The sequence below is a fragment of the Cupriavidus sp. BIS7 genome, assembly GCF_000292345.1.
Lineage (GTDB): Bacteria > Pseudomonadota > Gammaproteobacteria > Burkholderiales > Burkholderiaceae > Cupriavidus.
Genome location: NZ_ALOU01000049.1, coordinates 84,328 through 111,165 on the forward strand (window position 1 = coordinate 84,328; position 26,838 = coordinate 111,165).

Here is a 26,838-nt window from a genome sequence, read left to right on the forward strand (position 1 = left end):
TCACCTCACTTCTTGGGTTGCAGGCCGGGAATGACCATGTCGAACCAGATCGTTTCAATCACCGGCCTCGATAATTCGTCTGGATGCGCGGCATACCAGCTATCCACGCGCTGGCGCACCGAATCGAGCGTATGGCCCCTGAGCCCCCTTGCAAGGCGAGGAACGATGCTTTGCGTGTCGCCGGGCGGCTTGTCGTTGTAATAGGCCGATTCCACCTGGACCAGGTTGGCGATGCCAACGAGGTAAGCCTTCTTCATCTGCTCGGTGGACTGTGTCCACTGCTTGCCGGTGACCAGCGGGATTTCCTGGGCGCGCGCGCCTTGTCCCAATGTCAGCGCGACGCATGCCGTCGCCGTTGCCGCGAGCCAGCTCAGTTTTCTTGCCATCGCATTTTCCCTCCGCAGTTGTTGGTACCGCACAGGGCGGGACCGCTACACCATATTAGTCGCTGCCCGGGTGTCTGCCAGGCCACCGAACATGGGCGAAAGGGCACAAGGCGTCACGAATGAGGCCTCTCACGTCACCGTGGATTCCAGGCCGGTTCTGGTGTCGAATAGTGTGTGAAAGTGTGTGAACAACCCTTCGACGGAGTGCAAACGTGGCAATGGAATCCGCTGGCAACGCAGTTGAACCCGCAGTTGAACCCGCAGTTGAGCCCTTTGTGCTCCGCAACACGCAGGACGGCGTGGTGACGTTGCGGCTGAACCGTCCGCTTCAGTTCAACGCACTATCCGAGGCGATGCTTGACGCGCTGCGCTCCGCATTCGACGCCATCGCACGGGACGATGCGGTCCGGTGCGTCGTGCTGGCGGCAGAAGGCAAGGCGTTTTGCGCGGGGCATGACCTGCGCGAAATGCGTGGCCGGCCGGACCTTGCCTACTACCGCACGCTGTTTGCGCAATGCAGCGTGGTGATGCAGGCAATCCAGACACTGCCGGTGCCGGTCATCGCCCGCGTGCATGGCATCGCGACAGCGGCCGGCTGCCAGCTGGTGGCAAGTTGCGATCTGGCCATTGCATCCGTGGCAGCGAAGTTTGCGGTGTCGGGCATCAATGTCGGTCTGTTCTGCTCCACGCCGTCCGTGGCCTTGTCGCGCAATGTGTCCACCAAGCGCGCGTTCGACCTGCTCGTCACCGGCCGCTTCATCGATGCCGAAACGGCTGCCGATTGGGGATTGATCAACGAGGCCGTGCCAGAGCAGGAGCTCGATGCGGCTGTGGCGCGCAAGGTGGATGCCATCCTCTCGAAGAGTCCCGCCGCGATTCGTTATGGCAAGGCGATGTTCTATCGCCAGCGGCAGATGGAACTCGGTGATGCCTACGCATTCGCGGGCGACGTCATGGCCCGGAACATGATGGAAGAAGATGCCGGCGAAGGCATCGACGCATTTCTGCAAAAGCGCGCACCAAACTGGAAGCGCGGCGGTCCGGCAACCTGAGTGCGAGTTGAGCGCAACCTGAGCGAAGTCATGAGTGATCGGGATTACCAGCTGATGGAGCTGGCCCACGGCAAGCCCGTGAAGATGTGGACGAACGGCGTGGCCGTCGAAGAGGACGCGCGGCGCCAGTTGCGCAATACGGCCAGCATGCCGTTCGTGTTTCACCATCTGGCGGTGATGCCGGACGTTCATCTGGGCAAGGGGTCGACGATCGGCAGCGTGATTCCCACTTGCGGCGCGATCATTCCGGCGGCCGTGGGAGTCGATATTGGCTGCGGCATGATGGCCGTACGCACCACGCTGAAGGCTGGCGATCTGCCGGATTCGCTGTCCCGGCTACGTGGTGCGATCGAACGGGCCGTACCGCATGGCCGTGCGCCCGGCAGGCGCGATCCCGGTGCCTGGGGCGGGCGCGCGCCGCACCACGTGGACGAGGTGTGGAAAACCTTGCTGCCAGGCTTCCAGAAGCTCTTGCAGAAGTACCCGCGGCTTGAGCGGACCAACAACCACGTGCACCTGGGCACGCTAGGCACCGGCAACCACTTCATCGAGGTGTGCCTCGACGAGGCCGGCAGCGTCTGGTTCATGCTGCACAGCGGCTCGCGCGGCGTGGGCAACGCCATTGGCACGCTGTTCATCGAACTTGCGCAGCAGGACATGCGGCAGCACATCGCCAATCTGCCCGATAGGGATCTCGCGTACTTCGAAGAGGGCAGCCGGCACTTCAACGACTACGTCGATGCCGTGGGCTGGGCGCAGGAGTATGCGCGGCGCAACCGCGAAGTGATGATGGAGGCGATCATCGCCGCCGCGCGCGACGTGATCGCAAGACCGTTCGGCATCGACGAGCACGCGGTGAACTGCCACCACAACTACGTGCAGAAGGAGCACCACTTCGGCCAGGACGTGTACGTGACCCGCAAGGGCGCCGTGTCCGCGCAGAAGGGGCAGCTCGGCATCATCCCGGGATCGATGGGCGCGAAGAGCTTCATCGTGCGGGGGCTCGGCAATCCGGAAAGCTTTTGCTCATGCAGCCATGGCGCCGGCCGGGCCATGAGCCGGACAGAAGCCAGGCGGCGATTCACGGTGGCCGATCAGGAGAGGGCCACCGCGCACGTTGAATGCCGCAAGGACGCTGCCGTGATCGATGAAATCCCGATGGCCTACAAGGACATCGACGCCGTAATGGCCGCGCAGCGTTCGCTGGTGGAAGTTGTCCACACGCTGCGGCAGGTGGTCTGCGTGAAGGGGTAAGAAGGGGGTAGCAAGGCTAGGACCCGCGAATGTCCCGCTTGCGCCGCCCCAACATTGAAACCAATCGTTCATCTTCTGACGGCGAAACCGCCACATACCGCTACAGACATTCAGACAATCCAGCGCCGGTGCGGCTTTGCGGCCATTGGCGCGTGCCTTGCATGGATAGCTCTTCCGGGCGCAAATTCCTGAGCCCCGGCGTGTGCTTGTGGAGGTGCCGCCATGCCAACCCTGTCCCCCGACCATATCGACATGCTGCGCAAGTCCGTGCGCGGCAAGGTGCTGCTGCCCGGTGAGGCGGGATACGACACCGCGCGCACCGTCTGGAATGCCACGGTCGACCGTCGGCCTGCGGTCATCGTCCAGTGCACCGGCACCGCCGATGTCATGCAGGCCGTGAACTTCGCGCGCGACCGGGGCCTGGTGCTGGCGGTGCGCGGGGGCGGGCACAACATCGCGGGCAGCGCCATCTGCAATGGCGGCCTGGTCGTCGACATGTCGTTGCTGCGCGGCGTGCATGTCGATCCGCTAGCGCGCGTCGCCTGGGTGGGCCCCGGCGCCACGCTCGCCGATTTCGACCACGAGGCGCAGGCGCAGGGGTTGGCCACGCCGCTCGGCATCAACTCCACCACGGGCGTGGCGGGGCTGACGCTAGGCGGCGGCTTTGGCTGGCTGACGCGCAAGTACGGCATGACTGTGGATAACCTGCTGGGCTGCGAGGTTGTCACCGCGGATGGCACGCGGCGCTGGGCAGACGCGCAGCACGACCCCGACCTGTTCTGGGCGCTGCGCGGCGGCGGCGGCAACTTTGGCGCGGTGACGCTATTCCAGTTCCGGCTGCACCCGGTGGGCCCGATGATTACGGCGGGCCTGCTGGTGTTTCCGGCTGTCGAGGCCAAGGCCGTGCTCCGGCAATACCGCACTTATGCCGAATCGGCAATGCCGCAGGACCTCAACGTTTGGGTGGTGCTGCGCAAGGCGCCGCCGCTGCCGTTCCTGCCGGCCACCGCGCATGGTACGGACGTGGTGGTGCTGGCGGTCTTCTACGATGGCCACCCGGCCGATGCCGAAAAGGCCGTCGCCCCGTTGCGCGCATTCGGCGAGACCATCGGCGAACACGTCGGGCAGATGCCTTACGTTGCGTGGCAACAGGCTTTCGATGCGCTGCTCGGCCCGGGCGCGCGCAACTACTGGAAGTCGCACAACTTCATCCGGCTGGACGACGGCGCGATCGAAGCGATGACCGACTACGCAGCGCGGCTGCCATCGCCGCTGGCGGACATCTTTGTCGGCCAGGTTGGCGGCGTGGCCAATCGCGTGGCACCCGATGACACCGCGTACCACCACCGCGATGCTCGCTATGTACTCAACGTCCACTCGCGATGGGAACACCCCAGTGAGGACGCGGCCTGCATTGCCTGGGCGCGCGATTTCTTCCGCGCCACCGAACCGTTTGCCACGGGCAGCGTCTACGTCAACTTCCTGACCGAAGACGAAAGCTCGCGCATTGGCGCGGCCTATGGTCCGAACTACGCCCGCCTGGCCCAGATCAAGCGCACCTACGATCCTCACAACCTGTTCTCGACCAACCAGAACATCGCCCCGGCGCCGTGAGACCTATGTGATACCGACGGCGGCACACCGTCGCGCCATGCGTTGCTATGATGCGGCGCATGGCCGACGATCTCCTTATTCCCCACCACGAGTACGACATCACCGCAATCCGTGCGCAGGGCGCGGGTGGGCAGAACATCAACAAGGTGTCGAATGCGGTGCACCTGCGCTACGACGTGCGCGCGTCCTCGCTGACGCCAGATCACAAGGAGCGGCTGCTTGCGCTGCACGACCACCGCATTACGCGCGATGGCGTGGTCGTCATCAAGGCGCAGCAGCATCGCAGCCTGGAACTGAATCGTGACGATGCCATCCGGCGCCTTCATGAACTGGTGCGCAGCGTGGCCGTGCCACCGCGCGTGCGGCGCGACACGCGGCCGACGCTGGCCTCGCGCAAGCGCCGGCTCGAAGCCAAGACTCAGCGCGGGCAGGTCAAGGCGCTGCGCGGCAAGGTGTTCGACTAGCTTCCCGGCCGATTCGAACAATCACTTCAAACGGACGGGGCCGTGCGGCCGAAAGTGCCGATTGGAAGGCATCCTCGACGCGTGCACGTTGACTTCGCCGCCAAATCTGGCGATTGTCTACGGCAAATTTACATGACGTCCACGACGACAAGGCGCTCATTCCATGCCCACCGCAACACCTGCCGCTGCTCCCGCTGTTGCCCCTGCTGTTGCCATCGAGCCGATCCCGCGCGATCCGGGTTGGCCAATCGTCGGCAACCTGCTGCAGATCACCCCGGGGGAAGTCGGCCAGCACCTGTTGGCGCGCAGCCGTCACCACGATGGCATCTTCGAACTCGACTTCGCGGGACGTCGCGTGCCGTTCGTGTCGTCGGTGGCGCTGGTCAGTGAGTTGTGCGATGCCACGCGCTTTCGCAAGATCATCGGCCCGCCGCTGTCCTATCTGCGCGACATGGCCGGCGATGGCCTGTTCACCGCGCACAGCGACGAGCCGAACTGGGGCTGCGCACATCGCATCCTGATGCCGGCCTTCAGCCAGCGCGCCATGAAGGGCTACTTCGATGTGATGCTGCGCGTGGCCACGCGGCTGGTGGACAAGTGGGACCGGCAGGGCGCCGATGCCGATATCGCGGTGGCCGACGACATGACAAGGCTGACGCTGGACACCATCGCGCTGTCCGGTTTCGGCTATGACTTCGACTCGTTCGCGAGCGATGAACTGGACCCGTTCATCGTGGCGATGGTTGGCGCGCTCGGGGAGGCGATGCAGAAGCTGACGCGATTGCCGATCCAGGACCGCTTCATGGGTCGTGCACATCGCCAGGCCGCCCGCGATGTCGCGTACATGCGCAATCTCGTCGATGACGTGATCAGGCAGCGGCGTGCATCGCCAACGTCTGGCATGGATCTGCTGAACCTGATGCTCGAGGCACGCGACCCCGAAACAGACCAGCGGCTGGATGACGCCAACATCCGCAACCAGGTCATCACGTTCCTGATTGCCGGCCACGAAACCACCAGTGGCCTGCTGACGTTTGCACTCTACGAACTGCTGCGCAACCCGGGCGTGCTGGCGCAGGCCTATGCCGAAGTCGACACGGTACTGCCCGGCGATGCGCCACCGGTCTACGCCGACCTTGCACGCATGACCGTGCTCGATCGCGTGCTCAAGGAAACGCTGCGGCTATGGCCCACCGCGCCGGCGTTTGCCGTGGCGCCGTTCGATGACGTGGTGCTCGGCGGCCGTTACCTCCTGCGCAAGAACCGGCGCGTGTCGGTGGTGCTGACGGCGTTGCATCGCGATACGAACGTCTGGGCGAACCCCGAGCGTTTCGATATCGACCGCTTCCTGCCCGAGAACGAGGCAAGGCTTCCCGCGCATGCATATATGCCGTTTGGCCAGGGGGAGCGTGCCTGCATAGGCCGGCAGTTCGCACTGACCGAGGCCAAGCTCGCGCTGGCGCTGATGCTGCGCAACTTCGCGTTCCATGACCCGCATGACTATCAGTTCCGGCTCAAGGAAACGCTGACGATCAAGCCCGACAACTTCGTGTTGCGCGCACGGCGGCGCAGGCCGCACGAGCGGCTCGTCACACACAGTGTCCCGCAGGCGGCCACCGATACGGCGCAGTCCGAGGTTCGCGGGCATGGCCAGGCGATGACCGTGCTGTGCGCATCCAGCCTTGGTACGGCCCGGGAACTGGCCGAGCAGATCCACGCGGGCGCGGTTGCGGCTGGGTTCGATGCGAAGCTGGCCGATCTAGACGATGCAGCAGGCGCCTTGCCCACCTCAGGGCTGGCCATCGTCGTTGCCGCCACCTACAACGGCAGGGCGCCCGATTCGGGACGCAAGTTCGAAGCGATGCTCGATGCAGGCGATGCCGCTGGCTACCGCGCAGACGGACTGCGCATCGCCATGCTCGGCTGCGGCAATTCCCAGTGGGCCACGTACCAGGCGTTTCCGCGACGCGTGTTCGATTTCTTTACTGCGGCCGGTGCCGTGCCGCTGCTGCCGCGCGGCGAGGCCGACGGCAATGGCGATTTCGACCAGGCGGCTGATCGCTGGCTCGCACAGCTCTGGCAGGCGCTTCAGGCCGATGGTGCGAGTGCGGGCGGCATCGCCGTGGACGTGGCGCTGCGCAGCATGGCGGCAATTCGTGCCGAGACGCTGCCGGCCGGCACACAGACGTTCACGGTGTTGTCGAACGATGAGCTGGTGGGCGACCCAAGCGGCCTGTGGGATTTCTCGATCGAGGCACCACGCACGTCGACGCGCGACATTCGCCTGCAAGTGCCGCCCGGTGTCACGTATCGCACGGGCGACCATGTCGCGGTATGGCCGCAGAACGATGCAAGGCTTGTGGCGGACCTGTGCGAACGGCTCGACATCGACCACGAAGCGATGGTCACGCTGTCGGCGCAGCATGGCGCCGGGCGCGGTCTGCCAATCGGCCAGGCACTGCCGGTACGGGACCTGCTGACGCACTTCGTCGAGTTGCAGGACGTTGTGTCGCGGCAGACGCTGCGTGCGCTCGCGCAGGCCACGCGCTGCCCGTTCACCAAACAGTCGCTCGAAATGCTGGCTTCCGACGATGTCGAACACGGCCATGCCGCGAAGGTGGCGGCAAAGCGGCTCGGCATTCTCGATGTACTGGTTGCATACCCGGCCATCACGCTGACGCTGCAGGAACTTCTGGCCTGCACGGTGCCGATGCGGCCGCGTTTCTACTCGATCGCTTCCTCGCCGCTGGTGTCGCCGGACGTGGCGACGCTGCTGGTCGGAACGGTGTGGGCGCCTGCGCTGTCCGGGCGTGGACAGTTCCGTGGCGTGGCATCGACGTGGCTTCAGGGACTGGAACCCGGTGCCCACGTGTCCGCGTCGATCCGCACGCCGAATCCGCCATTCGCGCCGGAAGCCGATGCCTCAGTGCCGATGCTGCTGATCGGGCCCGGCACAGGCATCGCGCCGTTCAGGGGCTTCCTTGAAGAGCGCGCGGCGCAGCAGGCCGCTGGCAGCGCGGTGACGCCGGTCCAGCTCTATTTCGGCTGCCGGCATCCGCAACATGACTGGCTCTATGGCGACGACATCGCACGCTGGGCCGGGCAGGGCGTGGCCGAGGTTCATGTCGCCTATTCGGTTGTGCCGGAAGCCGCGCGTTATGTGCAGGACTTGCTCTGGCAGCGACGGGAGCACGTCTGGGCCCAGGTGCAGGCCGGCGCGACGATATACGTCTGCGGCGATGGGCGTCGCATGGCACCCGCCGTGCGCCAGACGCTGATCGACATCGGTGCGGCGCAGGGCGGCATGACTGCCGAGGCAGCGTCGGACTGGTTCGCCGGACTGGTGGCAAACGGCCGCTACAGGCAGGACGTCTTCAACTAGTTGGCAGGAATCCGCTGAACGTTGTCCGTCGGCCGCGCTTGCTGCCTCGTACGCTGGATGCCATCCCCCTTCCTTCCGGAGATTCCGATGGCTTCCCTCGCAATGCGGCAGGCGCGCGTGCTGGCGCTGTGCCAGGCGCTTTACACGTCGGCGCTGTCCGTCGACCTGACGCTGACCGGGTTGGTCGGCTATACGCTGGCGCCGGACAAGGCACTGGCCACGTTGCCGTTCGCGCTGATCACAGTGGCCTCGGCGCTCACGGCGATCGCGGCGGCATTCCTGATCGAACGGCTGGGCCGGCGCCTGGCGTTCTGCATTGGGGGCGCGGCCTGCATGGCGGGCGGGCTGGTTTCGGTGATGGCGATCTGGCGTCATGACTTCCTGCTGTTCTGCGTTGGCACCGCGCTGGTTGGCGTGTTCCAGGCATTTGCACGCTTCTACCGCCTTGCCGCGGCGGACGCCGCCCCTGCGGCGGAAAAGCCGCGCGCGATTTCCGCCGTGCTGACGGGCGGGGTTGTTGCAGCGGTATGTGGCCCCGCCATTGCCGCGTGGAGCGCGGACATGATGCAGCCGCTGCCGTTTGCGGGCTCCTATGCCGTGGTAGCGATATTTGGGGCACTGTCCGTGGCGCTGCTGGCGCTGGCCTATCGCGAGCCGCCCGCTCCCATGCATTCGGCTGCATCCGTGGATCACCTGCCGGCCCGGCCTCTTGGCGAGATCGTGCGGCAGCCGGTGTTCCTCGCGTCGTTCGCGAACAACGGCATCGGCAATGCAGTGATGATGTTCATGATGACCGCCACGCCGATTGCGGCCGTGGCATGCCAGCACACCATCACGCAGGGCGCGCAAATCATCGAGTGGCATCTGGTCGGCATGTACGCGCCGTCGTTCTTCTCGGGCTGGCTGCTGCAACGCTTCGGTAATCCGCTCATGCTGGTCAGCGGCATTGCACTGTCGGCCATCGCAGCGATCGTCGCACTGTGCTCGACGTCGTTGCCCGCGTTCTATGTCGCGCTGCTTTGCCTCGGGGTGGGATGGAACTTCATGTTCGTCGGCGGCACGACGCTGCTGACCAGCAGCTACCGCCCGGCGGAGCGGGCACGGACGCAGGCGGCCAGCGAGTTTTCCACAGCCGTGCTGACCGCGCTGGCAACGCTGGCAGCGGGCCAGGTGCTGAATCAGTGGGGCTGGCAGGGCGTGAATATGGCCGTGCTGCCGGCGCTGGCGGTGGCGCTTGTGGTGACGCTGGCGTGGCAACGGCGCGAGCGGCTGGCGCTGTCGGCTGCGGGCGTATGATCTTCGCATTGCAGGCGCCGGCCCTTTCCCCCAGCCCCTCTCCCGCAGGCGGGAGAGGGGAGCGAACCGACAGCGATCGAGATGCCCTTGGGGTTCTCCCCTCTCCCGCGCGCGGGAGAGGGGTCGGGGGAGAGGGCCAGCGTATCAACATCCAACTGCCCCAACCATGCCAATCGCCCCCGAACTACCGCGCGTCGTGGTGATCGTCGCGCCAGATCCTGCGCAGGAACTCGACGTTACCGGGCCAACCGCGGTGTTCGGCGCCGCCAACAAGCTGTGCGGCCGCCAACAGCCGCCCTACGAACTGCACGTGGTCAGCGTCAGCGACGATGCGATCGTGCGAACCGAGAGCGGCGTACGCATGCTGGCCGACGCACCCTATCACCGGATACGCGAACAGGTCGGCAGGCCCATCGACACACTGCTGATCTCTGGCGGATCTGGCCATGCGCGCGCGGCAGAGGACGAACGCCTGATCGGCTGGCTGCGCGCGCAAGCGGGGCAGGTACGCCGGATGGGAGCGGTCTGTACCGGCGCGTTTGTGCTGGCAAGCACAGGGCTGCTCGATGCGCAGCGCGTGACAACACATTGGCGTCATGCCACACGGTTGGCTGACCGCCATCCGCAGCTTGACGTCGATGCCGATCCAATCTGGATTCGCGCAGGGCGCTTCTACACATCGGCAGGCGTGACGGCAGGCATGGATCTCTCGCTCGCATTGGTCGAGGAAGACCTCGGTCATGCCGTGTCGCTGGAAGTGGCGCGTGAGCTGGTGCTGTTCCTGCGGCGGCCCGGTAACCAGGCACAGTTTTCCACAGTGCTGCGGGCGCAGGCCGCGCAAAGTCCGGAACTGCAGGCACTGCAGACGTGGATTGCCGATAACCTCGGCCGTGACCTTTCCGTGGGTGTGCTGGCCGAAAAGGCGGCGATGAGTCCGCGCAACTTTGCGCGGGTATTTGCCAGGCAGGTGGGAGAAACGCCGGCGCGCTACGTCGAGCGGCTTCGTGTGGAAGCGGTGCGGCGATTGCTGGAGGGTGGCGATCGCCGGCTGGAAACCATTGCGCACGCCACCGGGTTTGGTAACGCCGACGTCATGCGACAGGCGTTTCAGCGTCATTTGCAGACGACGCCCGAAAGGTATCGGGCGGCGTTCCGCGTGGAGGGCAGGGAGGCGGCGCTGGCGGCAGCCTGACCGCCAGCGCGTGCTGCTGGTACCGCCCCTGAGCGCTGCTTAGCGGGCGCCCTGCAGGGCAGCGATACGCGACTCGATCGGCGGGTGGCTGGCGAACAGCGCCATCCACGACTTGCCGCCCGAGATACCCATCGCCTGCATGTTCTGCGGCAGGCCGTCGGCGTCCAGGCCGCCAAGACGGCGCAGCGCGGCCACCATCGGGCTCGGGGTGCCCAGCAGTTTGGCGGCGCCGGCATCGGCACGATACTCGCGATGCCGCGAGAATGTGGCGACGATGACGCTGGCCAGGATGCCGAAGACAATCTCGCAGACCACTACGGTGATCATGTAGCCGATGCCGGGGCCGCTCGACTCCTCGTCATTGCGGCGCAGCCACGAGTCGACAAAATAACCGACCACGCGTGCCAGGAAGATCACGAACGTGTTCACCACGCCCTGGATCAGCGTCAGCGTGACCATGTCGCCATTGGCGATGTGCGCCACTTCGTGCGCAAGCACTGCCTCGACTTCATCGTGCGACATCGACTGCAGCAGGCCCGTGGATACGGCCACGAGCGAGCTTTTCTTTGACGCGCCCGTGGCAAATGCATTTGGCTCGCCTTCATAGATCGCCACTTCGGGCATCGGCAGGCCGGCCCGCATGGCCAGCTTCTCTACCGTCTGTACCAGCCAGAGTTCGGTGCTGTTGCTCGGATGGGTGATGACCTGCGCACCGGTCGACCACTTGGCGATGGTCTTCGACATCAACAGCGAGATGAACGAACCGCCAAAGCCCATCAGCGCGGAAAACGCCAGCAGCATGCCAAGGTTGAGACCGTTCGCGGTCAGGAAGCGGTTCACGCCCAGCAGGCTGGCCGTGATACTGAGGACAAGCATGACGGCGATGTTGGTCGCCAGGAACAGAAAAATTCGTTTCATGGATGTGGGGCGAGACTCAGGAAGAACGCGGACGAAGCCGCAAGCGCGGGGCACGGCTAGAACGTGCCACGTGAAAAGGATGCGCGCGAAGCAACCTCCGCGCGAAAGAGGATCAGCCGCGCGGAGGGCGCGGCAGCAGAGGCAGGTCGGGGTCCGGCAGCACGGTGCGGACGTATTGCGGCACCGCGCCGCGGCCGGCCGCTGTCACCATGCGCGGAAGCGGCGCGGGCAGCAGTTGCTCGGCGAAATCCGCGCCCGGGGGCGACGATTCCGCGCTATCGGCAGGGTAGGAGGGATCTTGAGATGCCGGCGCGCCGTGGTCGACCTGATCGGCCACCACCTGCATCGTCGCCTGCAGGGCATGCGTGGCATTCCCTGTCTGTTGCGAAGTCTGTTGCGAAGTCTGTTGCGACTGTGTCAGCGCAATCCCCGATGCAGAAGACGCACCAATGCCTGCCCAGGCCTGCAACGGCAGGAAGGCAAGCAGCACGATCATCAGCAGTAACCGGAACGGTTGCACGAGTGGCGGGTGGCGCGGGGCACTAAAAGAATGGCGTCGATTCTACAGGATCGAAAACATCCGCGCGGTCCATCCATGGTGCGGCCGGCGCACTTTCCGAGGATTCTCAAGGCTCGGCGCGCGAGCCCGCAAAATGATCGCGATTGCGCTACACTTCGTCGGTAACCCTGTAATGACTACAGGGATTGTGCAATTGTGGAGGAACCGGCCATGCGCATTGGTGAACTGTCCCGGCACAGTGGTTGCGACGTCGAAACTATTCGGTACTACGAACGCGAGGGGCTGCTAGACGCCCCGCAGCGCGAGGACAACGGCTATCGCCGCTATGGCGACGGCCATCTGGTCCAGCTCAACTTTGTGCGTCACTGCCGTTCGCTGGGCATGAGCCTGGCGGATGTGCGCCGGTTGCGCGATTTCCAGCGTAACCCGTCGCTTGCGTGTGACGATATCAACACGCTGCTGGACCGCCAGATCGAGCAGATCCATGCGCAGCGCGTCGCGCTTGAAGCGTTGGAAGGGCAACTGCGCACATTGCGCCATTCGTGCGAGAACCCGAATTCGCACCCGGCCAGCGAGTGCGGCATTCTCCAGAACCTGCAGCAGGCAGCGGAAGGCGCCGCTTGCGAGTGCCATCCGCGCCACTGACAGCCCATCCGGCTTTCGCCATCCCGGCCATCCCGGCCATCCCGCCTTCGCGACCTTCGCCAGCCGGCTGCAAGGCGGCTGTGCTACGATGGCCGCTCGTCACTTTGACGCCTTACCAGTAACTCAGAGCATTCCTGCGATGTCCCGTCATCTACCGTTCGCCGCCCTTGCCATGGTTCGCCTCGCGCGACCGGCGCGCGCACGCGTGATGGCGCCGGCCATCCACGCCAGCCGCCGGATCAACGCCCCGCTTGATCCCGCCCGGTTCCCGGCCTGACAGATCCCCATCCTGAGTCGTAGGGGTCCGGCGCCGAACCGGGCCCGAGCCACCACGTACTTACGCATTTCCCTTGCTGTGTCCCTCCGGCGCGCGAAAACGCCGCGCCGGCCAATCGAATCTGCTTTTGCGAGAGGCATTGCCATGGCCAAGACCAAAACAGCCGCGCAATCACGCGCTGCAACCCTTTACCTGACCGAACTCGACATCACTCGCCTGGAGGGCATTGCCAGCCGCTCCGGTACGGCCGAGCTCGACGAGATGCTCGATGCACTGCTGGCTCGCGCAGTTATCGTCTCGCCCGATGCCATTCCGCGGGATGTCGTTACGATGAATTCGCGCGTGGTGTGTGTGCTCGAGGGCGAGGCCCAGCCGCGCGACTGGACCCTGGTGTATCCCGACAATGCCGACCTGGCGGGCGGCCGGTTATCGGTGCTGTCGCCAATCGGCCAGGCGCTGCTGGGTGCCCGTGCCGGCCAATCCGTCGATTACCGCCTGCCGGACGGCCGCGCGCAGCGCGTCACCATCATGGAAATCGCATTCCAGCCCGAAGCCAGCGGCCAGTACACGCTTTGATGACGCAACCCGATCGTGACTCATCCGGCTTGGCATCCATGCCGGGTGAGTGACCGATTCTGCCCCGCAGTACCGAACGGGGCTCACCGCCCGGTGGGCAACACCTTCCGTTCATCCACAACTCCAGCGTTTCACGGCGTGCAACGCACCATTCGTCGCAGCGGTATTTCTCGTAGAAGTACCAGCCACTAACCTTCAGTCCGTGCTCGATCACCACACAGATGGTGCATACGGGCAGAAGTCAGCTGCGTCCATAAAAAGTTGTGAATCAGTTGAAGGAGTCCCAGATGATCGCCAAACGTATCCTTGGCGGCGCGCTTGTTCTCGCCGCATTTGCCGCCGCCTCGGCCGCCATGGCCGCACCAGCCACATCCAAGAAGCTCGGCAAGTTTGACGTGTACGCGGATGCTGCGCGTACCGGAAAGTTCGACACGTACTCGGAAGGGTCGAAGATCGGCAGGTACGACTTCTATTCCGACGGGCAGCGTGGCAAGTTCGACAGCTATAGCGAAGGCATGCGCCAGGGCAAGTTTGATAGCTACAGCGAAGGCGCGCGCACGTTCAGCGGCGAGATCTCCGCTTCGTCGCTCGACAACTCCCGCAACGGCGACCTGTACGGCTATCGCGTCTGAAGTCTGAAGTATCGGAGCATCCGGTCCTGATGGATCGCGGCGGCCACTTCGCGTGGCCGCCTGCTCATAGGTTTCTCTCCCACCTGCGCGACCGACCTCCTCCTTCTCTCTCCGTCGCGCAGGTGATTTTTCCCCCGCCTGCTGTCTTTCCCTGACTTATCAAGGTTGCCGCGCGGCAAATGTGTCGCATTTGCGGACGTCGCCTGTCGTCAGTCCCTGACGCAGCCAACGCACGCGTTGTTCACTCGTACCGTGCGTAAAGGCCTCGGGCACCACGTAGCCCTGCGCCTGGCGTTGCAGGCGGTCGTCGCCGATCGCGGCGGCGGCCTTCAGGCCCTGCTCGATATCGCCTGGCTCCAGCAATTGCTGATTGAGGCGCTGCGCATTGGCAGCCCAGACACCCGCCAGGCAGTCCGCCTGCAGTTCCATGCGCACGGAAAGCTGGTTGGCCTGGGCTTCATTCATGCGGCGGCGCGCAGCATCGACCTTCCCCGATACGCCGAGCAGGTTCTGCACGTGATGCCCGATCTCGTGCGCGATCACATACGCCTGCGCGAAATCGCCACCGGCGCCAAAACGCTGACGCAGTTCGTCGTAGAACGACAGGTCGATATAGACCTTCTGGTCACCGGGGCAATAGAACGGGCCCATCGCGGTCTGGCCAGTGCCGCAGGCAGTCTGCGTGGCGCCGGAGAACAGCACCAGCTTCGGCGGGTTGTAGCGCCGGTTCAGGTCCGTCTCGAAGATGTGTTCCCACGTGCGCTCGGTATTGCCAAGCACCTTGCGCGTGAATACCGTCAACTGGTCATTTGCGGGCGGGCGATGTGCCTGGGGCTGCGGCGCCTGCTGCTGGTGGTTCTGGACCACGGACGCGCCCTGGAATATCACCGACGGGTCGATGCCGAAGAAATAGGACGCGGCCAGTGCGATGACGATCGTGCCGATGCCGATCGATTTGCCGCCAATGGGCAGACCGAATCCGCCGCCACCCCCGTAGCCATCGCCGCGGCGATCTTCTACGTTCTGGCTTTCGGCTTCGTCATCGAGACGCATTGGGGGCTCCGTCGGGGGTTCTGATATGCCGATGGAGTATAGCAACGGCATCTGACGCCCAGTGGGACGGTGCGATTCTTGTCGGACGGTGGGGAGCAAACCGACAGGTCTTGAAATGCCCACGGTGTTCTCCCCTCTCCCGCGTGGCGGGAGAGGGGCTGGGGGAGAGGGCTCAGTGCCTCAAACTGCCTCGGAAACCGGCACCTTGCCGATGTCGAGCCCGGCTACCTCCGTACCCACTTCAGCAACGCGCAGCAGGTTGGTCGTGCCACCCTGGCCAAACGGCATGCCGGCCGCGATCGTGATCTGGTCGCCCGGTGCGGCGTAGCCTTCCACCAGTGCGGCACGTGCGGCCGCCTCCACCATCTCGTCGACGCTCTGCACATCGGGGCTCACCGTCGAATGCACGCCCCAGGTGATGGCCAGGCGACGCGCGATGTCGAGGTTCGGCGTGATGCTGACGATCGGTGCGCACGGACGCTCGCGTGCCGCGCGCAGCGCGGTGGCGCCCGACGACGTGTACGTCACAGTAGCCTTGGCGCCGATGATGTGCGTGACCTCGCGCAGCGCGGCGCAGATGGCGTCCTGGCGCGTGGAGAGCGGCGCCTCGTGCTGGGCGTCGATCATGTTGCGATAGAGCGGGTCGCGTTCCACCTCGGTGATGATGCGATCCATGATCGACACGGCCGGCACCGGATGGCGGCCGTTTGCAGATTCGGCGGACAGCATCACTGCATCGGCACCGTCGTAGATGGCGCTGGCCACGTCCGAGGCCTCGGCGCGCGTCGGCACCGGAGAGTCGATCATCGACTCCAGCATCTGCGTGGCAATCACGATCGGGCGGCCAAGCTCGCGGCAGATGCGCAGGATGCGTTTCTGCACGCCGGGCACGCGCTCGGGCGGCAGTTCCACGCCGAGATCGCCGCGCGCCACCATCACCGCATCCGATACCCGCACGATCTCTTCGAGCTGCTGCAGCGCGGCCGGCTTCTCGATCTTCGACAGCACGCCGGCACGCGTGCCGATGATTTCGCGCGCCTCAAGGATGTCGGACGGGCGCTGCACGAACGACAACGCGATCCAGTCGGCGCCAAGTTCGAGTGCGAAGGCCAGGTCGCGGCGGTCCTTCTCCGTCAGCGCGGGGATAGGGATCACCGCATCGGGCACGTTCACGCCCTTGCGGTCGGACAGCGTGCCGTTGTTGGCCACGCGCGTGATGATGCTGCCGCTGGACACGGCCTCGATGTTCAGGCGCACCTTGCCATCGTCGATCAGCAGCGACTGGCCTGCGTTGGCGGCCTTGAACAGCTCGGGGTGGGGCAGGTAGACGCGCGTTGCATCGCCGGGAGTCGGGTCGCTGTCGAGCACGAACTTGTCACCGGTGCTGACCGCCACCTTGCCGGCCGCGAACGTGCCGATGCGCAGCTTCGGGCCTTGCAGGTCGGCCAGGATCGCGATCGGGCGGCCGGTTTCCTCTTCGACCTGACGCACGGCGTCATAGCGCGCGCGATGGTCTTCGTGCGTGCCGTGGCTGAAGTTCAGCCGGAATACGTCGGCACCGGCTTCGAACAACTGGCGGATGACCGCGATGTCCGTGCTGGCCGGGCCGAGTGTGGCCACGATCTTGGCTTTGCGCTGGCGTCTCATGATTGTCTCCTCTCTTCCTTGCAGGGCGCGTTTCAGATGATCAGGATCGCGCGGAAATCGTTCACGTTGGTGCGGGTCGGGCCGGTGACGATCAGGTCGTCGATGCCGGCGAAGAAGCCGTACCCGTCGTTGTTCTCCAGGTGCGCGCGTGCGGACAGCCCGCGTGCCGCGGCGCGCGTCAGCGTGTCGGGGTCCAGCAGCGCACCGGCGTTGTCCTCGGAACCGTCGATGCCGTCCGTGTCGCACGCAATCGCATGCACGCCGGGCAGGCCGTCGAGCGACACCGCGAGCGAAAGCAGGAACTCCGCATTGCGGCCGCCACGACCGTTGCCGCGCACAGTGACGGTCGTCTCGCCGCCGGACAGGATCACGCAAGGCTTCTGGAATGGCTGGCCATGGGCGACGATCTGGCGCGCGATGGCAGCGTGGACTTCGGCCACGTCGCGCGCTTCGCCTTCGATGCTGTCGGACAGGATGTGCGCGGTGAGACCGAGTTCGCGTGCACGCGCGGCGGCAGCTTCGAGCGATTGCTGCGCGCTGGCCAGCGTCACGCTGCGATGGCCTTCGAAGCGCGCATCGCCGGGCTTGGGCGTTTCGCCCGCGCCGCTCTCCAGATGCGCGCGCACGTTGGCGGGCACATCGATGTTGTACTTGGCGATGACCGCGAGCGCGTCGGCGCAGGTGGTCTCGTCGGGCAATGTCGGACCACTTGCGATCAGCGTCGGATCATCGCCGGGAATATCGGAAATCAGCAGCGTTTCCACGCGCGCCGGGGCGCAAGCCAGGGCCAGGCGTCCACCCTTGAGCGCGGAAAGGTGCTTGCGCACGCAGTTCATCTCGCCGATGTTCGCGCCACTGCGCAGCAGCGCCTTGTTCACGGCCTGCTTGTCGGCCAGCGTGATGCCGGGTGCCGGTGCGGCAAGCAGCGCAGATCCGCCACCGGAGATCAGGCACAGCACGAGGTCGTCGGCGGTCAGGCCCTGCACGAGTTCTACCATGCGTTGCGCGGCCTGCTGGCCTGCTGCGTCCGGCACGGGGTGCGCGGCTTCGACAACTTCGATGCGATGGCACTCGGCACCGTGGCCATAACGCGTGACCACCAGACCGGACAGCTCGCCCTGCCAGTGCAACTCCACTGCCTGCGCCATCGCGGCAGCGGCCTTGCCCGCGCCGATGACGACGGTGCGCCCTTTCGGCGGCGACGGCAGATGCGGCGGCAGGCAGTGCGTCGCGCTCACGGCCGAGACGGCCGTATCGAACAGGTCGCGCAGCAGTGCACGGGCCTGAACGGGGTTGCGATAGTCGGGCGTGCCGGCCTGTCGCTGCGGCGACAGCAGGGCGGCGGTGGCGTCGGTGGCAAACATGTGAGTCCTGAAATAAAACGCAAGCGAAAGCAAATGCAGCCGCCCCGAAAAGCGGCGCGGGCGGCTGCGGGCGGGCTTACTTCGTGCCCTTGGCGATCTCGTGGTTCGACATGATCTCGATCGCGCGGCACAGTGCCGAGTGGTCAAGCTTGCCGAAGCCGTTGGCCGCGCACGCGTTGAACAGTTCCTGCGCGGTCGACGTGTTCGGCAGCGACACGCCCAGCGCCTTCGCGCCCTGCAGTGCCAGGTTCAGGTCCTTCTGGTGCAGTTCGATGCGGAAGCCCGGATCGAAGGTGCGCTTGACCATGCGTTCGCCATGCACTTCCAGAATGCGCGATGCAGCGAAGCCGCCCATCAGCGCCTGACGCACCTTTGCCGGATCGGCGCCAGCCTTCGACGCGAACAGCAGCGCTTCGGACACGGCCTGGATGTTCAGTGCCACGATGATCTGGTTGGCCACCTTGGTGGTCTGGCCGTCGCCGTTGCCGCCCACCAGCGTGATGTTCTTGCCCATCAGTTCGAACAGCGGCTTGACTTGATCGAACGCCTCCGAGGGGCCGCCGACCATGATCGTCAGCGATGCTGCCTTGGCGCCCACCTCACCGCCCGACACCGGCGCGTCCAGGTACGAGGCGCCCAGCTTGTTGATGCGCGCGGCGAAGTCCTTGGTGGCGATCGGCGAGATCGAGCTCATGTCCACGACGATCTTGCCGTAGGAGGCGTCCTTGCCAGCGGCCTTGAACGCGGCGGCAACACCCTTCTCGGCGAACAGCACGGCTTCCACGTGCGGGGTGTCCGGCACCATCACGATCACGATGTCGGCACGCTTGGCCACTTCCTCGGCGCTGGTGCAGACCGTCACGCCGGCATCGACGAGAAACTGCGGCGCAGGGTTCACGTCATGCACGAACAGCGTGTGTCCGGCCGCGCGCAGGTGTCCCGCCATCGGGGCGCCCATGATGCCCAGGCCGATGAAGCCGACGTTGCGTTGGTTTGCCATGTTGATGTCTCCAGTAAGGTAGAAAAATTCTGTGGGTTCTGCTCCCCTCTCCCGCAGCGCGGGAGAGGGGTTGGGGGAGAGGGCGCAGCGCTTGGAACACCGAGGTCACTTCGTAGAGCCTCGTTGCCCTCTCCCCCCGCCCTCTCCCGCCTTGCGGGAGAGGGAGCCAAAACAAGCCGTGCCTCAGACGCCGTGCGCCGCGCGCCAGCCCAGGCCGGCTTCGGTAGTCGTCTTCGGCTTGTACTCGCAGCCGATCCAGCCCTGGTAGCCGATCTCGTCGAGGAAGCCAAACAGGTACTGGTAGTTGATCTCGCCGGTGCCGGGCTCGTTGCGGCCGGGGTTGTCGGCAAGCTGCACGTGCTTGATCTTCGGCAGGTTGGCGCGGATCGTATTGGCGATCTCGCCTTCCATGCGCTGCATGTGATAGATGTCGTACTGCACGTAGAGGTTGGGCGCGTTGACCTGACCGATCAGGTCGATGGCCTGCTGCGTGCGCGACAGGAAGAAGCCAGGGATGTCGAACGTGTTGATCGGCTCGACCAGCAGATCGATATGTTCCTGCGCCAGTGCATTGGCCGCGAAGCGCAGGTTCTCCACCAGCGTCTCGTTGGCCTGCTCGCGCTTTACGTTCTGCGGCAGGATGCCAACCAGGCAGTTGAGCTGGCGCACGCCAAGCACCTTCGCGTACTTGATCGCTTCGCCCACGCCGTCCTGGAATTCGCCAACGCGGTCCGGATGGCACGCGATGCCGCGCTCGCCCGCTTCCCACTTGCCGGCAGGCAGGTTGTGCAGCACCAGGTCGAGCTGGAAGCGGTTCAGGCGATCGGCAATCTGGTCGGCATGGAACGCGTACGGGAACAGGAACTCCACGCCACGGAATCCGGCGCGGGCGGCGGCCTCGAAGCGGTCCAGGAAGCCGACTTCGTTAAACAGCATCGTCAGGTTGGCTGCGAGCTTTGGCATTGTTTGTCTCTCTCGGTGTCTGGGAAAAACCCGCCACGCCCGCCCCGGTGGAGCGGGGCAGGGTGGCGTACTACGGGGAAACGGTGCTTGATCGTTGCTTAGGCGGCGCTGGTTTCTTCGGCCAGGATCGCCGTATCGACGTCTTCGATGTCCTCAATCGGCTCGAATTCGTTGATGTTGTCGATCTCGGTGCCCATCGCGATGTTGGTGACGCGTTCGAGGATCACTTCGACCACCACCGGCACCGAGAACTCGGCCATCAGGTCGCGCGCTTCGGCAAAGGCCGGGGCGATGTCCTCGGGCTTGAACACACGGATCGCCTTGCAGCCGAGGCCTTCGACAACCTTCACGTGGTCCACGCCATAGCCTTCCAGCTCGGGCGCGTTGATGTTGTCGAACGCAAGCTGCACGCAGTAGTCCATCTCGAAGTTGCGCTGCGCCTGGCGGATCAGGCCCAGGTACGAGTTGTTGACCACCACGTGGATGTACGGCACCTTGAACTGCGCGGCCACGGCCAGTTCCTCGATCATGAACTGGAAGTCGTAGTCACCCGAGATGGCCACGATGTCCGAGTTCGGCGAGGCGGTCTTCACGCCAATGGCGGCCGGAATCGTCCAGCCCAGCGGGCCTGCCTGGCCGCAGTTGATCCAGTGGCGCGGCTGGTTGACCGACAGGAACTGCGCGGCGGCGATCTGCGACAGGCCGATCGTCGTCACGTAGCGCACGTCGCGCGGGAAGTACTGGTTCATTTCGCGATACACGCGCTGCGGCTTGACCGGCACGTTGTCGAAGTCGCTCTTGCGCTTCATCGTGCGGCGGCGCTTCTGCACGTCGGCCACCCAGGTCTTGCGGCACGGCAGGCGGCCGGCCATCTTCATTTCGCGTGCCACTTCGACGAACAGTTCCAGCGCAGCCTTGGCGTCGGAGACGATGCCAAGATCCGGGCCGAACACGCGGCCGATTTGCGTGGGCTCGATATCGACGTGCACGAACTTGCGGCCCTTCGTGTAGACGTCGACGCTGCCCGTGTGGCGGTTGGCCCAGCGGTTGCCGATGCCCATCACGAAGTCCGAGGCCAGCAGCGTGGCGTTGCCGTAGCGGTGCGAGGTCTGCAGGCCCACCATGCCGGCTTGCAGCGGGTGGTCATCGGCCAGCACGCCCCAGCCCATCAGCGTCGGCACCACGGGCACGTTGACCAGTTCGGCGAACTCGACCAGCAGCTCCGATGCGTCGGCGTTGATCACGCCGCCGCCGCAGACGATCAGCGGACGCTCGGCCTGGTTCAGCATCGAGATCGCCTTCTCGATCTGCGCGCGCGAGGCGGCCGGCTTGTACGGTTGCAGCGGCTCGTACGTTTCGATGTCGAATTCGATCTCGGCCACTTGCACGTCGAACGGCAGGTCGATCAGCACCGGACCCGGACGGCCCGAACGCATCAGGTGGAACGCCTGCTGGAACACCTGCGGCACCAGCGCCGGCTCACGCACGGTCACGGCCCACTTGGTCACCGGCTTGGCGATCGATTCGATATCGACGGCCTGGAAGTCTTCCTTGTACAGGCGGGCGCGCGGGGCCTGGCCGGTAATGCAGAGGATGGGGATCGAATCAGCCCAGGCCGAGTACAGGCCCGTGATCATGTCGGTGCCGGCAGGGCCCGACGTGCCGATGCAGACGCCGATATTGCCCGGCTCGGCACGGGTGTAGCCCTCGGCCATGTGCGAGGCGCCTTCCACGTGACGCGCCAGCAGGTGGCGGATCGAACCGGCCTTGCGCATGGCCGAGTAGAACGGGTTTATGGCGGCGCCGGGTACGCCGAACGCGGTGGTGATGCCTTCCTTTTCCAAAACGGCGATGGCCGCGTCGACTGCTCTCATCTTCGGCATGTCTGTCTCCAATACGATTCAAAACAATGGGTGGGATTTGTTCTGGATCCGATGCTATGCCTGCACCGCCTGTGGATAAACAGAAGCGCGATCAGTTGATTCGATACCTGTGGTTAGTAATGTTGCAGCATGTACCGATCCGATGTGACCGTGGCAGTACGCATTCACCGGTGCTCCCGGGCTCCCCCACGGCGTGGGGTCTGACGCGATTTACTGCGTTCCGGTCTATCGGCGGCGCGGTCCTCGGTCCAAAATAACGGGTTTCGAATCGCCCTCTGCCTTGCCATGTACTCGCGGCTGCCAACCACCTACGAACTGATTGAAGCGCTACAGACGGCACCGGCTGCTAACGCTGAGAGCCGGGTTGCCAAGGGGCTGTGGACTGGATTCGTCCTGGCGCTGCTTCCCACGCTGGCCGGCGGCGGGGCGCTGCTGTGGTGGCACCGTGTGCTGGCGCAGACACCTCCCACGTGGCTGCCACAGGCCTTCCACGTGTTGCTGGCCGTCAGTGGCGTGCTCTATGTCGCCGCGTGGTTCGCGCGCCTGCTGCGCGGCCGTGCTGCGCTGCAACATCCGCTGCGCTGGCTGTCACATCGGCTGGACGCGGAATCCGAGGCCGAGAATGCTCTGCTACTGCGTCTGGGGCGGATTCCGGCGCTCCAGCTACGGGCCCGCCAGCGCCGCGTGGCACTTCAGGCGCGCCTTTGGGAGGGCTGCGCACGCACCATGGCACTGGTGCTGGCCATCGGTCCCGCCGCCGTGATCCTGGCCGACGGGCTCGCTGTGATGGCGCCCGGCAGCGGCCCCGCGCTGGTGGCCATCTACGGCGCGGTGCTGGTGGCCGGTTGCGCGCTGGCGCTGTTCGCCCAGTTGCAATGCAGTTCGCCGCTGCGCCGGCTGGCGCATGTGCTTGGCGAGGCCGCGGAGATCAGCGAAGCCCTGGGCCGCCAGCGCCAGACCTGAGGGGGGTTGAAGGGCACCGGGTGGGCGCCGGATGGGCGTCATTGCCGCGCGGGGATGCGCAGCAAGGCTCTGATGCCTCACAATGTGCCGGCAGGAGACATTTGGCTTAGCTGGCATGGACAAACTCAAACAAATCGAAGCATTCATCGCCGTGGTGGAACACGGCAGCATGGCCGCGGCTGCGCTGACGCAGAACGTCACGCCGGTCATGATCGGCCGCCGCATCAACGCGCTGGAGGCGCGCATCGGCGTCAAGCTGCTGCACCGTTCCACGCGCCGCATCGTGGTGACGGAGCAGGGCGCGGCGTTCATGGAGCAGTGCAAGAAGGCGCTGGCCGACCTCGACCGCGCCGAGATGCTGATCGCCGAAGGCAAGCACAAGGCCACCGGCCACCTGATCGTGTCGGCACCGGCCGCGTTTGGACGCAAGCACGTTGCGCCGCATGCGCCGGCGTTCCTGGCCGCCAATCCCGAGGTACAGATCTCGTTCAACCTGACCGACCGCGTGGTGGACCTGGTGCGCGAGGGGTACGACCTCGGCATCCGCATCGGCGGTGCGATCGATCCGAACTTCGTGGCAATCAAGCTGGCAACCAACAAGCGCGTGGTGTGCGGCACGCCCGCTTACTTCGCGAAGTACGGCGTGCCACATACGCTGGAAGACCTGGAAAAGCACAACTGCCTCGCATTCAACCTTCAGGGCGGGCAGCAGCGCGGCTGGTACTTCCAGCAGAACGGCAAGACCGTGACGGTGCGCGTCAACGGCAACCTCGACTGCAATGACGGGGAACTGCTGCACCGCTGGACCGGCGAGAGTCTGGGGCTGGGCTGGCGCTCGACCTGGGAAATCCTGCCGCAGCTGGAAAGCGGAGAGCTGATTACGGTGCTGGACGAATACGCGCTGCCCGACTACGACATCCTCGCGGTGTACCCGCAGCAGCGGCCAGTACCGGCCAAGATCCGCTTCTTCATCGAACACCTGAAGCAGGCATTCGCAAAGCCGGGGTATTGGAGTAGCAGGGTTTGAGATGTCTCTCCCGCCGTGCGGTAGAAGGGAGGGGAGAAAAGCAATATCTACAAAAGAAAAAGCCCGCAGCCATTGCGGTCTGCGGGCAGCCCTTCTTGCGAAGGACGGGGAGAGCTCATGAAGTGCGCCCCCGCAACTCCATGGCTAGGGGAATGATGCGCTCCCATCCATCCTTCGTCCTTGATGGCGATCAAGCCGGAGGCATCATCCCACCAGATTCACACCGAACTTCAATCTTGCAGCGGCATGCATAGTGCCTACAACTACGCTTCCCGCAGGTCATTCCGTGCTGCGGCAGACGGCAGCGTCGTCACGCCGTCAAGTGCCGCAGGCGTGGCGCCGGGGACCAGTCCATTGAGCGATCCACCCGACAGCCCGATTTCCTGAAGAAGCGAGTCGATAAGCGGTGCATGCGCGCGGTAGGACAGCGCGGCCGACATCGCTTGCTCGGCCAGGTTGCCATTGTTGCCATTGCCCGCCGCAACACCACTATCGCCTCCTGCGCCTCCGCGATTCAAACCGTCGACCTGAATGATCTTGATGCCATCGATAGCCTTGATGGGCTCGACCGTTTGTTCGATCACCGCTGGCAATGCCTGCAGCAATGCCAGCTTGAACTTCAGGCTTGTCTGGTCGGAAGATAGCGTATTGATGGCGTCATTCAGCGCGCGCTGGGCTTCGGCCTCGGCCAGGCCCTTCTTGCGAGCAGCTTCGGCGAGTTCGACGATGGCAGTCGCCTGCATCTGAGCGGCTTCGCGCTCAGATCGGGCCTTCGTTGTGACCTGCACCGCGAGTGTCTCAGCCTCTTGCGCAGCCTCGATCAGGGCGACCTGCTTGGCCCGGTCGGCTTCCGCGGTTCTACGCGCCGTTTCCACGGCCTGTTCAGCCTTCACGGCCTCCGCCAGCGCTTCGTTTGCGCGTGACTGTGCCTGCGACTGGGCTTCCGACTTCTCAGCAATGACAATCGCCTTTTCCTGCTCCGCGATCTCTGTGACCTTGGCCTGTTCGATGGCGGCCATTTGGGTCACTTTCTGCTGCTCGATCTCTTTTACACGCACCTCCCGTTCAGCTTCCACCTTGCGGGTACGTACCGCCTGTTCACGCAGGATCTCGGACTCCTGCACTTGCCGTTCTGCACCAATCCGGCTCTGCTCGGCTTCCTGGCGCCGTTCGGCTTCGTAGGCGGTGATGCGAGCATTCTGTTCGGCCGTGCGCGTCTTGACCTGCTGATCCTGGTCGAGCTTCATGAAGGCCTCCTGCTGCTCGATCTCCAGCTTCTTGGCCAACGCGTCGCGATTCTTCTCGCGTACTGCAACTTCGGTGTCCTGCTCCACCTCATTGCGCTCCTTGCGGCGGCGCTCCGTTTCCTGCGTGAGCTTGGTCAGGCCCTCTGCATCAAATGCATTGTTGGGATCGAAGAACTCCTTCGACGTCTGGTTGAAGTTCGTGAGCGACACGCTCTCCAGTTCGAGCCCATTCTTGGTCAGATCCTCCGCGACGGTGTTCTGCACCCCCTGGACGAATTTCTCGCGGGCGTCCTGCAGATCCTGCATGCTCATTTGCGCAGCGGTCGAGCGCAGCGCATCGACAAATTTGTCTTCCACCAGCGAGCGCAGGCTTTCCGGGGCAATGGTGCGTTGCCCAAGTGTCTGCGCTGCAGTAGAGACGCCTTCGGCCGTCGGCTTTACACGGACAAAGAACGCAACGACTACGTCGACCCGCATGCGATCCTTGGTAATCAGGCTGTCATGCGAAGCGCGGCTGACTTCCAGCTTGAGGGTGTTCATGTTGATCGGAATGACCTCATGGAACACCGGAAGGACAATCGCGCCACCGCTCATGATGACCTTTTGCCCGCCAAGTCCAGTACGGACGAAGGCGCGCTCGGCTGAAGCCCGCGTGTACAGACGCGAGAAGATCAAACCGACGATGCAGATGCCGATGATGGCAGCCAGGCCGATTGCACCCCAAACGATCAAGGAATCCATATTAGGTTTGAAACTCCGTAGGTAGGACCAGTCAATAGACGAACTGCGATCGCGCAGCGAGAATGAAAATTCAATCTCTATAAGAGGTCGGGGCGTGGATTGGGGATGGCGCGATACAGACTGCCGGAAACTCTTGCAACAATAAGTACGGCATCACCGCGAACGAGGGGATGTTCGGGGTCGTCAGGCTCGACACGAAGATAGTGAATCTGGCCGGACTCATCTACCATGCGAGCCTCCGAGGGATTGGCCACCGATGCTTCGGCGCCGGTTATCGTGGCAACGCGCCCGATGAAGTCTTGCTCGGAGATGGCAGAGGTCTCGTCATGCGGCAGAATGCCGGCGACCAGGGCCCCGGTCGCGCGAACAAATGGCAACGCCGCGGGTGCGACCAGCGCGGCGGCAAGCGGGGCCGGCAGCAAGTGTCCGGAGATCGCCCCAAGCGTGCTCTGCATCGCCAAACCGATCATTGCGAATCCCATCAGAAACAGAACCAGCAGCACCAGCAACGGCACGCGCCCGACGTGCAGCCATCCCAGGAACTGACCCACAGCGCTTGCGCTACTTGCAGCACCATCGACATGGTCGATCGCGAAATGGGTAACAAGCAGATTCTCCGCCACGTCGGAAAGGCCGAGGCCAAGCAGGAGAGCGATGCCCTCGAGTAGTCCGATCAATACCATCAAGCCGATGGCGACGACGAAAGGAGCATTACCAGGCAGCAATAGCGCATCCATAGGAA

General features: G+C 64.7%; 24 protein-coding genes. 13 read left to right on the forward strand and 11 right to left on the reverse strand.

The features are described 5' to 3' along the window. Window positions 1-5: 5 nt before the first annotated feature. On the reverse strand, window positions 6-386 hold the full coding sequence (locus B552_RS0117955) for a hypothetical protein (protein WP_019450434.1): 381 nt from the start codon (window positions 384-386) through the stop codon (window positions 6-8). A 218-nt stretch (window positions 387-604) separates the two neighbouring features. Between B552_RS0117955 and B552_RS0117960 the strand changes: the two genes are divergently transcribed. The 7 genes from B552_RS0117960 (at window position 605) to B552_RS27680 (ending at window position 10,640) form a co-directional block, all read left to right on the forward strand. Continuing rightward, window positions 605-1,438 carry an enoyl-CoA hydratase gene (locus B552_RS0117960; RefSeq protein ID WP_019450435.1) on the forward strand — a complete coding sequence of 278 codons (834 nt, stop codon included), beginning with the start codon at window positions 605-607 and terminating at the stop codon, window positions 1,436-1,438. Window positions 1,439-1,468: 30 nt separating this feature from the next. Next, a complete protein-coding gene (locus B552_RS0117965; protein ID WP_193352202.1) occupies window positions 1,469-2,692 on the forward strand; it encodes an RtcB family protein in 1,224 nt (407 codons plus the stop codon). A gap of 222 nt (window positions 2,693-2,914) precedes the next feature. Continuing rightward, window positions 2,915-4,306 (forward strand): FAD-binding oxidoreductase, encoded by a 1,392-nt coding sequence (locus B552_RS0117970; protein ID WP_019450437.1) that lies wholly within the window; start codon window positions 2,915-2,917, stop codon window positions 4,304-4,306. 59 nt (window positions 4,307-4,365) lie between these two features. Continuing rightward, window positions 4,366-4,770, forward strand: coding sequence for an alternative ribosome rescue aminoacyl-tRNA hydrolase ArfB (gene arfB / locus B552_RS0117975; protein ID WP_051003587.1), 405 nt, complete (start codon window positions 4,366-4,368; stop codon window positions 4,768-4,770). Window positions 4,771-4,933: 163 nt separating this feature from the next. Further along, window positions 4,934-8,152 carry a cytochrome P450 gene (locus tag B552_RS0117980; protein WP_019450439.1) on the forward strand — a complete coding sequence of 1,073 codons (3,219 nt, stop codon included), beginning with the start codon at window positions 4,934-4,936 and terminating at the stop codon, window positions 8,150-8,152. A gap of 87 nt (window positions 8,153-8,239) precedes the next feature. Then, window positions 8,240-9,448 (forward strand): MFS transporter, encoded by a 1,209-nt coding sequence (locus B552_RS0117985; RefSeq protein WP_019450440.1) that lies wholly within the window; start codon window positions 8,240-8,242, stop codon window positions 9,446-9,448. A 166-nt stretch (window positions 9,449-9,614) separates the two neighbouring features. Then, entirely contained in the window at window positions 9,615-10,640 is a 1,026-nt protein-coding gene (locus B552_RS27680) for a GlxA family transcriptional regulator (protein WP_019450441.1), read from the forward strand. A gap of 39 nt (window positions 10,641-10,679) precedes the next feature. Here B552_RS27680 and htpX read toward each other — a convergent pair whose 3' ends face one another. Both htpX and B552_RS0118000 read right to left on the reverse strand, forming a co-directional pair. Next, entirely contained in the window at window positions 10,680-11,558 is an 879-nt protein-coding gene (gene htpX / locus B552_RS0117995; RefSeq protein WP_019450442.1) for a protease HtpX, read from the reverse strand. A 112-nt stretch (window positions 11,559-11,670) separates the two neighbouring features. Then, window positions 11,671-12,054: a hypothetical protein gene (locus tag B552_RS0118000; RefSeq protein ID WP_019450443.1), complete on the reverse strand. Its 384-nt coding sequence runs from the start codon at window positions 12,052-12,054 to the stop codon at window positions 11,671-11,673. 234 nt (window positions 12,055-12,288) lie between these two features. Here B552_RS0118000 and B552_RS0118005 point away from each other — a divergent pair, with 234 nt between their 5' ends. The 4 genes from B552_RS0118005 (at window position 12,289) to B552_RS0118015 (ending at window position 14,208) form a co-directional block, all read left to right on the forward strand. Further along, complete coding sequence (locus B552_RS0118005; protein ID WP_019450444.1) at window positions 12,289-12,723, forward strand: Cd(II)/Pb(II)-responsive transcriptional regulator; 435 nt, start codon at window positions 12,289-12,291, stop codon at window positions 12,721-12,723. 139 nt (window positions 12,724-12,862) lie between these two features. Then, window positions 12,863-13,000 (forward strand): hypothetical protein, encoded by a 138-nt coding sequence (locus B552_RS29105; RefSeq protein ID WP_193352203.1) that lies wholly within the window; start codon window positions 12,863-12,865, stop codon window positions 12,998-13,000. A 144-nt stretch (window positions 13,001-13,144) separates the two neighbouring features. After that, window positions 13,145-13,576 carry a nucleoside diphosphate kinase regulator gene (gene rnk / locus B552_RS0118010; protein WP_019450445.1) on the forward strand — a complete coding sequence of 144 codons (432 nt, stop codon included), beginning with the start codon at window positions 13,145-13,147 and terminating at the stop codon, window positions 13,574-13,576. Between the two features lie 287 nt (window positions 13,577-13,863). After that, complete coding sequence (locus B552_RS0118015) at window positions 13,864-14,208, forward strand: hypothetical protein (protein WP_019450446.1); 345 nt, start codon at window positions 13,864-13,866, stop codon at window positions 14,206-14,208. A 159-nt stretch (window positions 14,209-14,367) separates the two neighbouring features. On the opposite strand, the gene B552_RS0118020 is transcribed toward B552_RS0118015, so the two are convergent. The 6 genes from B552_RS0118020 to gcl form a co-directional block, all read right to left on the reverse strand. Further along, window positions 14,368-15,261, reverse strand: coding sequence for a neutral zinc metallopeptidase (locus B552_RS0118020; RefSeq protein WP_019450447.1), 894 nt, complete (start codon window positions 15,259-15,261; stop codon window positions 14,368-14,370). Between the two features lie 180 nt (window positions 15,262-15,441). Beyond that, window positions 15,442-16,908 (reverse strand): pyruvate kinase, encoded by a 1,467-nt coding sequence (gene pyk / locus B552_RS0118025; RefSeq protein ID WP_019450448.1) that lies wholly within the window; start codon window positions 16,906-16,908, stop codon window positions 15,442-15,444. 32 nt (window positions 16,909-16,940) lie between these two features. Then, entirely contained in the window at window positions 16,941-18,272 is a 1,332-nt protein-coding gene (locus B552_RS0118030; RefSeq protein WP_019450449.1) for a glycerate kinase, read from the reverse strand. A gap of 76 nt (window positions 18,273-18,348) precedes the next feature. Further along, entirely contained in the window at window positions 18,349-19,272 is a 924-nt protein-coding gene (gene glxR / locus B552_RS0118035; RefSeq protein ID WP_019450450.1) for a 2-hydroxy-3-oxopropionate reductase, read from the reverse strand. A 183-nt stretch (window positions 19,273-19,455) separates the two neighbouring features. Further along, window positions 19,456-20,235, reverse strand: a complete 780-nt coding sequence (gene hyi, locus B552_RS0118040) for a hydroxypyruvate isomerase (RefSeq protein WP_019450451.1) — start codon at window positions 20,233-20,235, stop codon at window positions 19,456-19,458. 98 nt (window positions 20,236-20,333) lie between these two features. Beyond that, entirely contained in the window at window positions 20,334-22,118 is a 1,785-nt protein-coding gene (gcl, locus tag B552_RS0118045) for a glyoxylate carboligase (protein ID WP_019450452.1), read from the reverse strand. Between the two features lie 285 nt (window positions 22,119-22,403). On the opposite strand from gcl, the gene B552_RS0118050 reads away from it, so the two are divergent. Together B552_RS0118050 and B552_RS0118055 are read left to right on the forward strand one after the other, a co-directional pair. Further along, window positions 22,404-23,081: a hypothetical protein gene (locus tag B552_RS0118050; protein ID WP_019450453.1), complete on the forward strand. Its 678-nt coding sequence runs from the start codon at window positions 22,404-22,406 to the stop codon at window positions 23,079-23,081. Window positions 23,082-23,196: 115 nt separating this feature from the next. Further along, window positions 23,197-24,108, forward strand: coding sequence for a LysR family transcriptional regulator (locus tag B552_RS0118055; RefSeq protein ID WP_019450454.1), 912 nt, complete (start codon window positions 23,197-23,199; stop codon window positions 24,106-24,108). Window positions 24,109-24,371: 263 nt separating this feature from the next. Here B552_RS0118055 and B552_RS0118060 read toward each other — a convergent pair whose 3' ends face one another. Further along, window positions 24,372-26,096 (reverse strand): flotillin family protein, encoded by a 1,725-nt coding sequence (locus tag B552_RS0118060; protein WP_019450455.1) that lies wholly within the window; start codon window positions 26,094-26,096, stop codon window positions 24,372-24,374. Window positions 26,097-26,173: 77 nt separating this feature from the next. After that, the gene (locus B552_RS0118065) at window positions 26,174-26,833 is read right to left on the reverse strand and encodes an OB-fold-containig protein (RefSeq protein WP_019450456.1); all 660 of its coding nucleotides are present in this window, start codon (window positions 26,831-26,833) and stop codon (window positions 26,174-26,176) included. Between the last annotated feature and the right edge of the window lie 5 nt (window positions 26,834-26,838).

What these genes read in the sequence shown, in the direction of transcription:
- B552_RS0117955 (WP_019450434.1), bottom strand. Translation starts at nt 386, where the DNA reads ATGGCAAGAAAACTGAGCTGGCTCGCGGCAACGGCGACGGCATGCGTC.
- B552_RS0117960 (WP_019450435.1), top strand. Translation starts at nt 605, where the DNA reads ATGGAATCCGCTGGCAACGCAGTTGAACCCGCAGTTGAACCCGCAGTT.
- B552_RS0117965 (WP_193352202.1), top strand. Translation starts at nt 1,469, where the DNA reads ATGAGTGATCGGGATTACCAGCTGATGGAGCTGGCCCACGGCAAGCCC.
- B552_RS0117970 (WP_019450437.1), top strand. Translation starts at nt 2,915, where the DNA reads ATGCCAACCCTGTCCCCCGACCATATCGACATGCTGCGCAAGTCCGTG.
- arfB (WP_051003587.1), top strand. Translation starts at nt 4,366, where the DNA reads ATGGCCGACGATCTCCTTATTCCCCACCACGAGTACGACATCACCGCA.
- B552_RS0117980 (WP_019450439.1), top strand. Translation starts at nt 4,934, where the DNA reads ATGCCCACCGCAACACCTGCCGCTGCTCCCGCTGTTGCCCCTGCTGTT.
- B552_RS0117985 (WP_019450440.1), top strand. Translation starts at nt 8,240, where the DNA reads ATGGCTTCCCTCGCAATGCGGCAGGCGCGCGTGCTGGCGCTGTGCCAG.
- B552_RS27680 (WP_019450441.1), top strand. Translation starts at nt 9,615, where the DNA reads ATGCCAATCGCCCCCGAACTACCGCGCGTCGTGGTGATCGTCGCGCCA.
- htpX (WP_019450442.1), bottom strand. Translation starts at nt 11,558, where the DNA reads ATGAAACGAATTTTTCTGTTCCTGGCGACCAACATCGCCGTCATGCTT.
- B552_RS0118000 (WP_019450443.1), bottom strand. Translation starts at nt 12,054, where the DNA reads ATGATCGTGCTGCTTGCCTTCCTGCCGTTGCAGGCCTGGGCAGGCATT.
- B552_RS0118005 (WP_019450444.1), top strand. Translation starts at nt 12,289, where the DNA reads ATGCGCATTGGTGAACTGTCCCGGCACAGTGGTTGCGACGTCGAAACT.
- B552_RS29105 (WP_193352203.1), top strand. Translation starts at nt 12,863, where the DNA reads ATGTCCCGTCATCTACCGTTCGCCGCCCTTGCCATGGTTCGCCTCGCG.
- rnk (WP_019450445.1), top strand. Translation starts at nt 13,145, where the DNA reads ATGGCCAAGACCAAAACAGCCGCGCAATCACGCGCTGCAACCCTTTAC.
- B552_RS0118015 (WP_019450446.1), top strand. Translation starts at nt 13,864, where the DNA reads ATGATCGCCAAACGTATCCTTGGCGGCGCGCTTGTTCTCGCCGCATTT.
- B552_RS0118020 (WP_019450447.1), bottom strand. Translation starts at nt 15,261, where the DNA reads ATGCGTCTCGATGACGAAGCCGAAAGCCAGAACGTAGAAGATCGCCGC.
- pyk (WP_019450448.1), bottom strand. Translation starts at nt 16,908, where the DNA reads ATGAGACGCCAGCGCAAAGCCAAGATCGTGGCCACACTCGGCCCGGCC.
- B552_RS0118030 (WP_019450449.1), bottom strand. Translation starts at nt 18,272, where the DNA reads ATGTTTGCCACCGACGCCACCGCCGCCCTGCTGTCGCCGCAGCGACAG.
- glxR (WP_019450450.1), bottom strand. Translation starts at nt 19,272, where the DNA reads ATGGCAAACCAACGCAACGTCGGCTTCATCGGCCTGGGCATCATGGGC.
- hyi (WP_019450451.1), bottom strand. Translation starts at nt 20,235, where the DNA reads ATGCCAAAGCTCGCAGCCAACCTGACGATGCTGTTTAACGAAGTCGGC.
- gcl (WP_019450452.1), bottom strand. Translation starts at nt 22,118, where the DNA reads ATGCCGAAGATGAGAGCAGTCGACGCGGCCATCGCCGTTTTGGAAAAG.
- B552_RS0118050 (WP_019450453.1), top strand. Translation starts at nt 22,404, where the DNA reads ATGTACTCGCGGCTGCCAACCACCTACGAACTGATTGAAGCGCTACAG.
- B552_RS0118055 (WP_019450454.1), top strand. Translation starts at nt 23,197, where the DNA reads ATGGACAAACTCAAACAAATCGAAGCATTCATCGCCGTGGTGGAACAC.
- B552_RS0118060 (WP_019450455.1), bottom strand. Translation starts at nt 26,096, where the DNA reads ATGGATTCCTTGATCGTTTGGGGTGCAATCGGCCTGGCTGCCATCATC.
- B552_RS0118065 (WP_019450456.1), bottom strand. Translation starts at nt 26,833, where the DNA reads ATGGATGCGCTATTGCTGCCTGGTAATGCTCCTTTCGTCGTCGCCATC.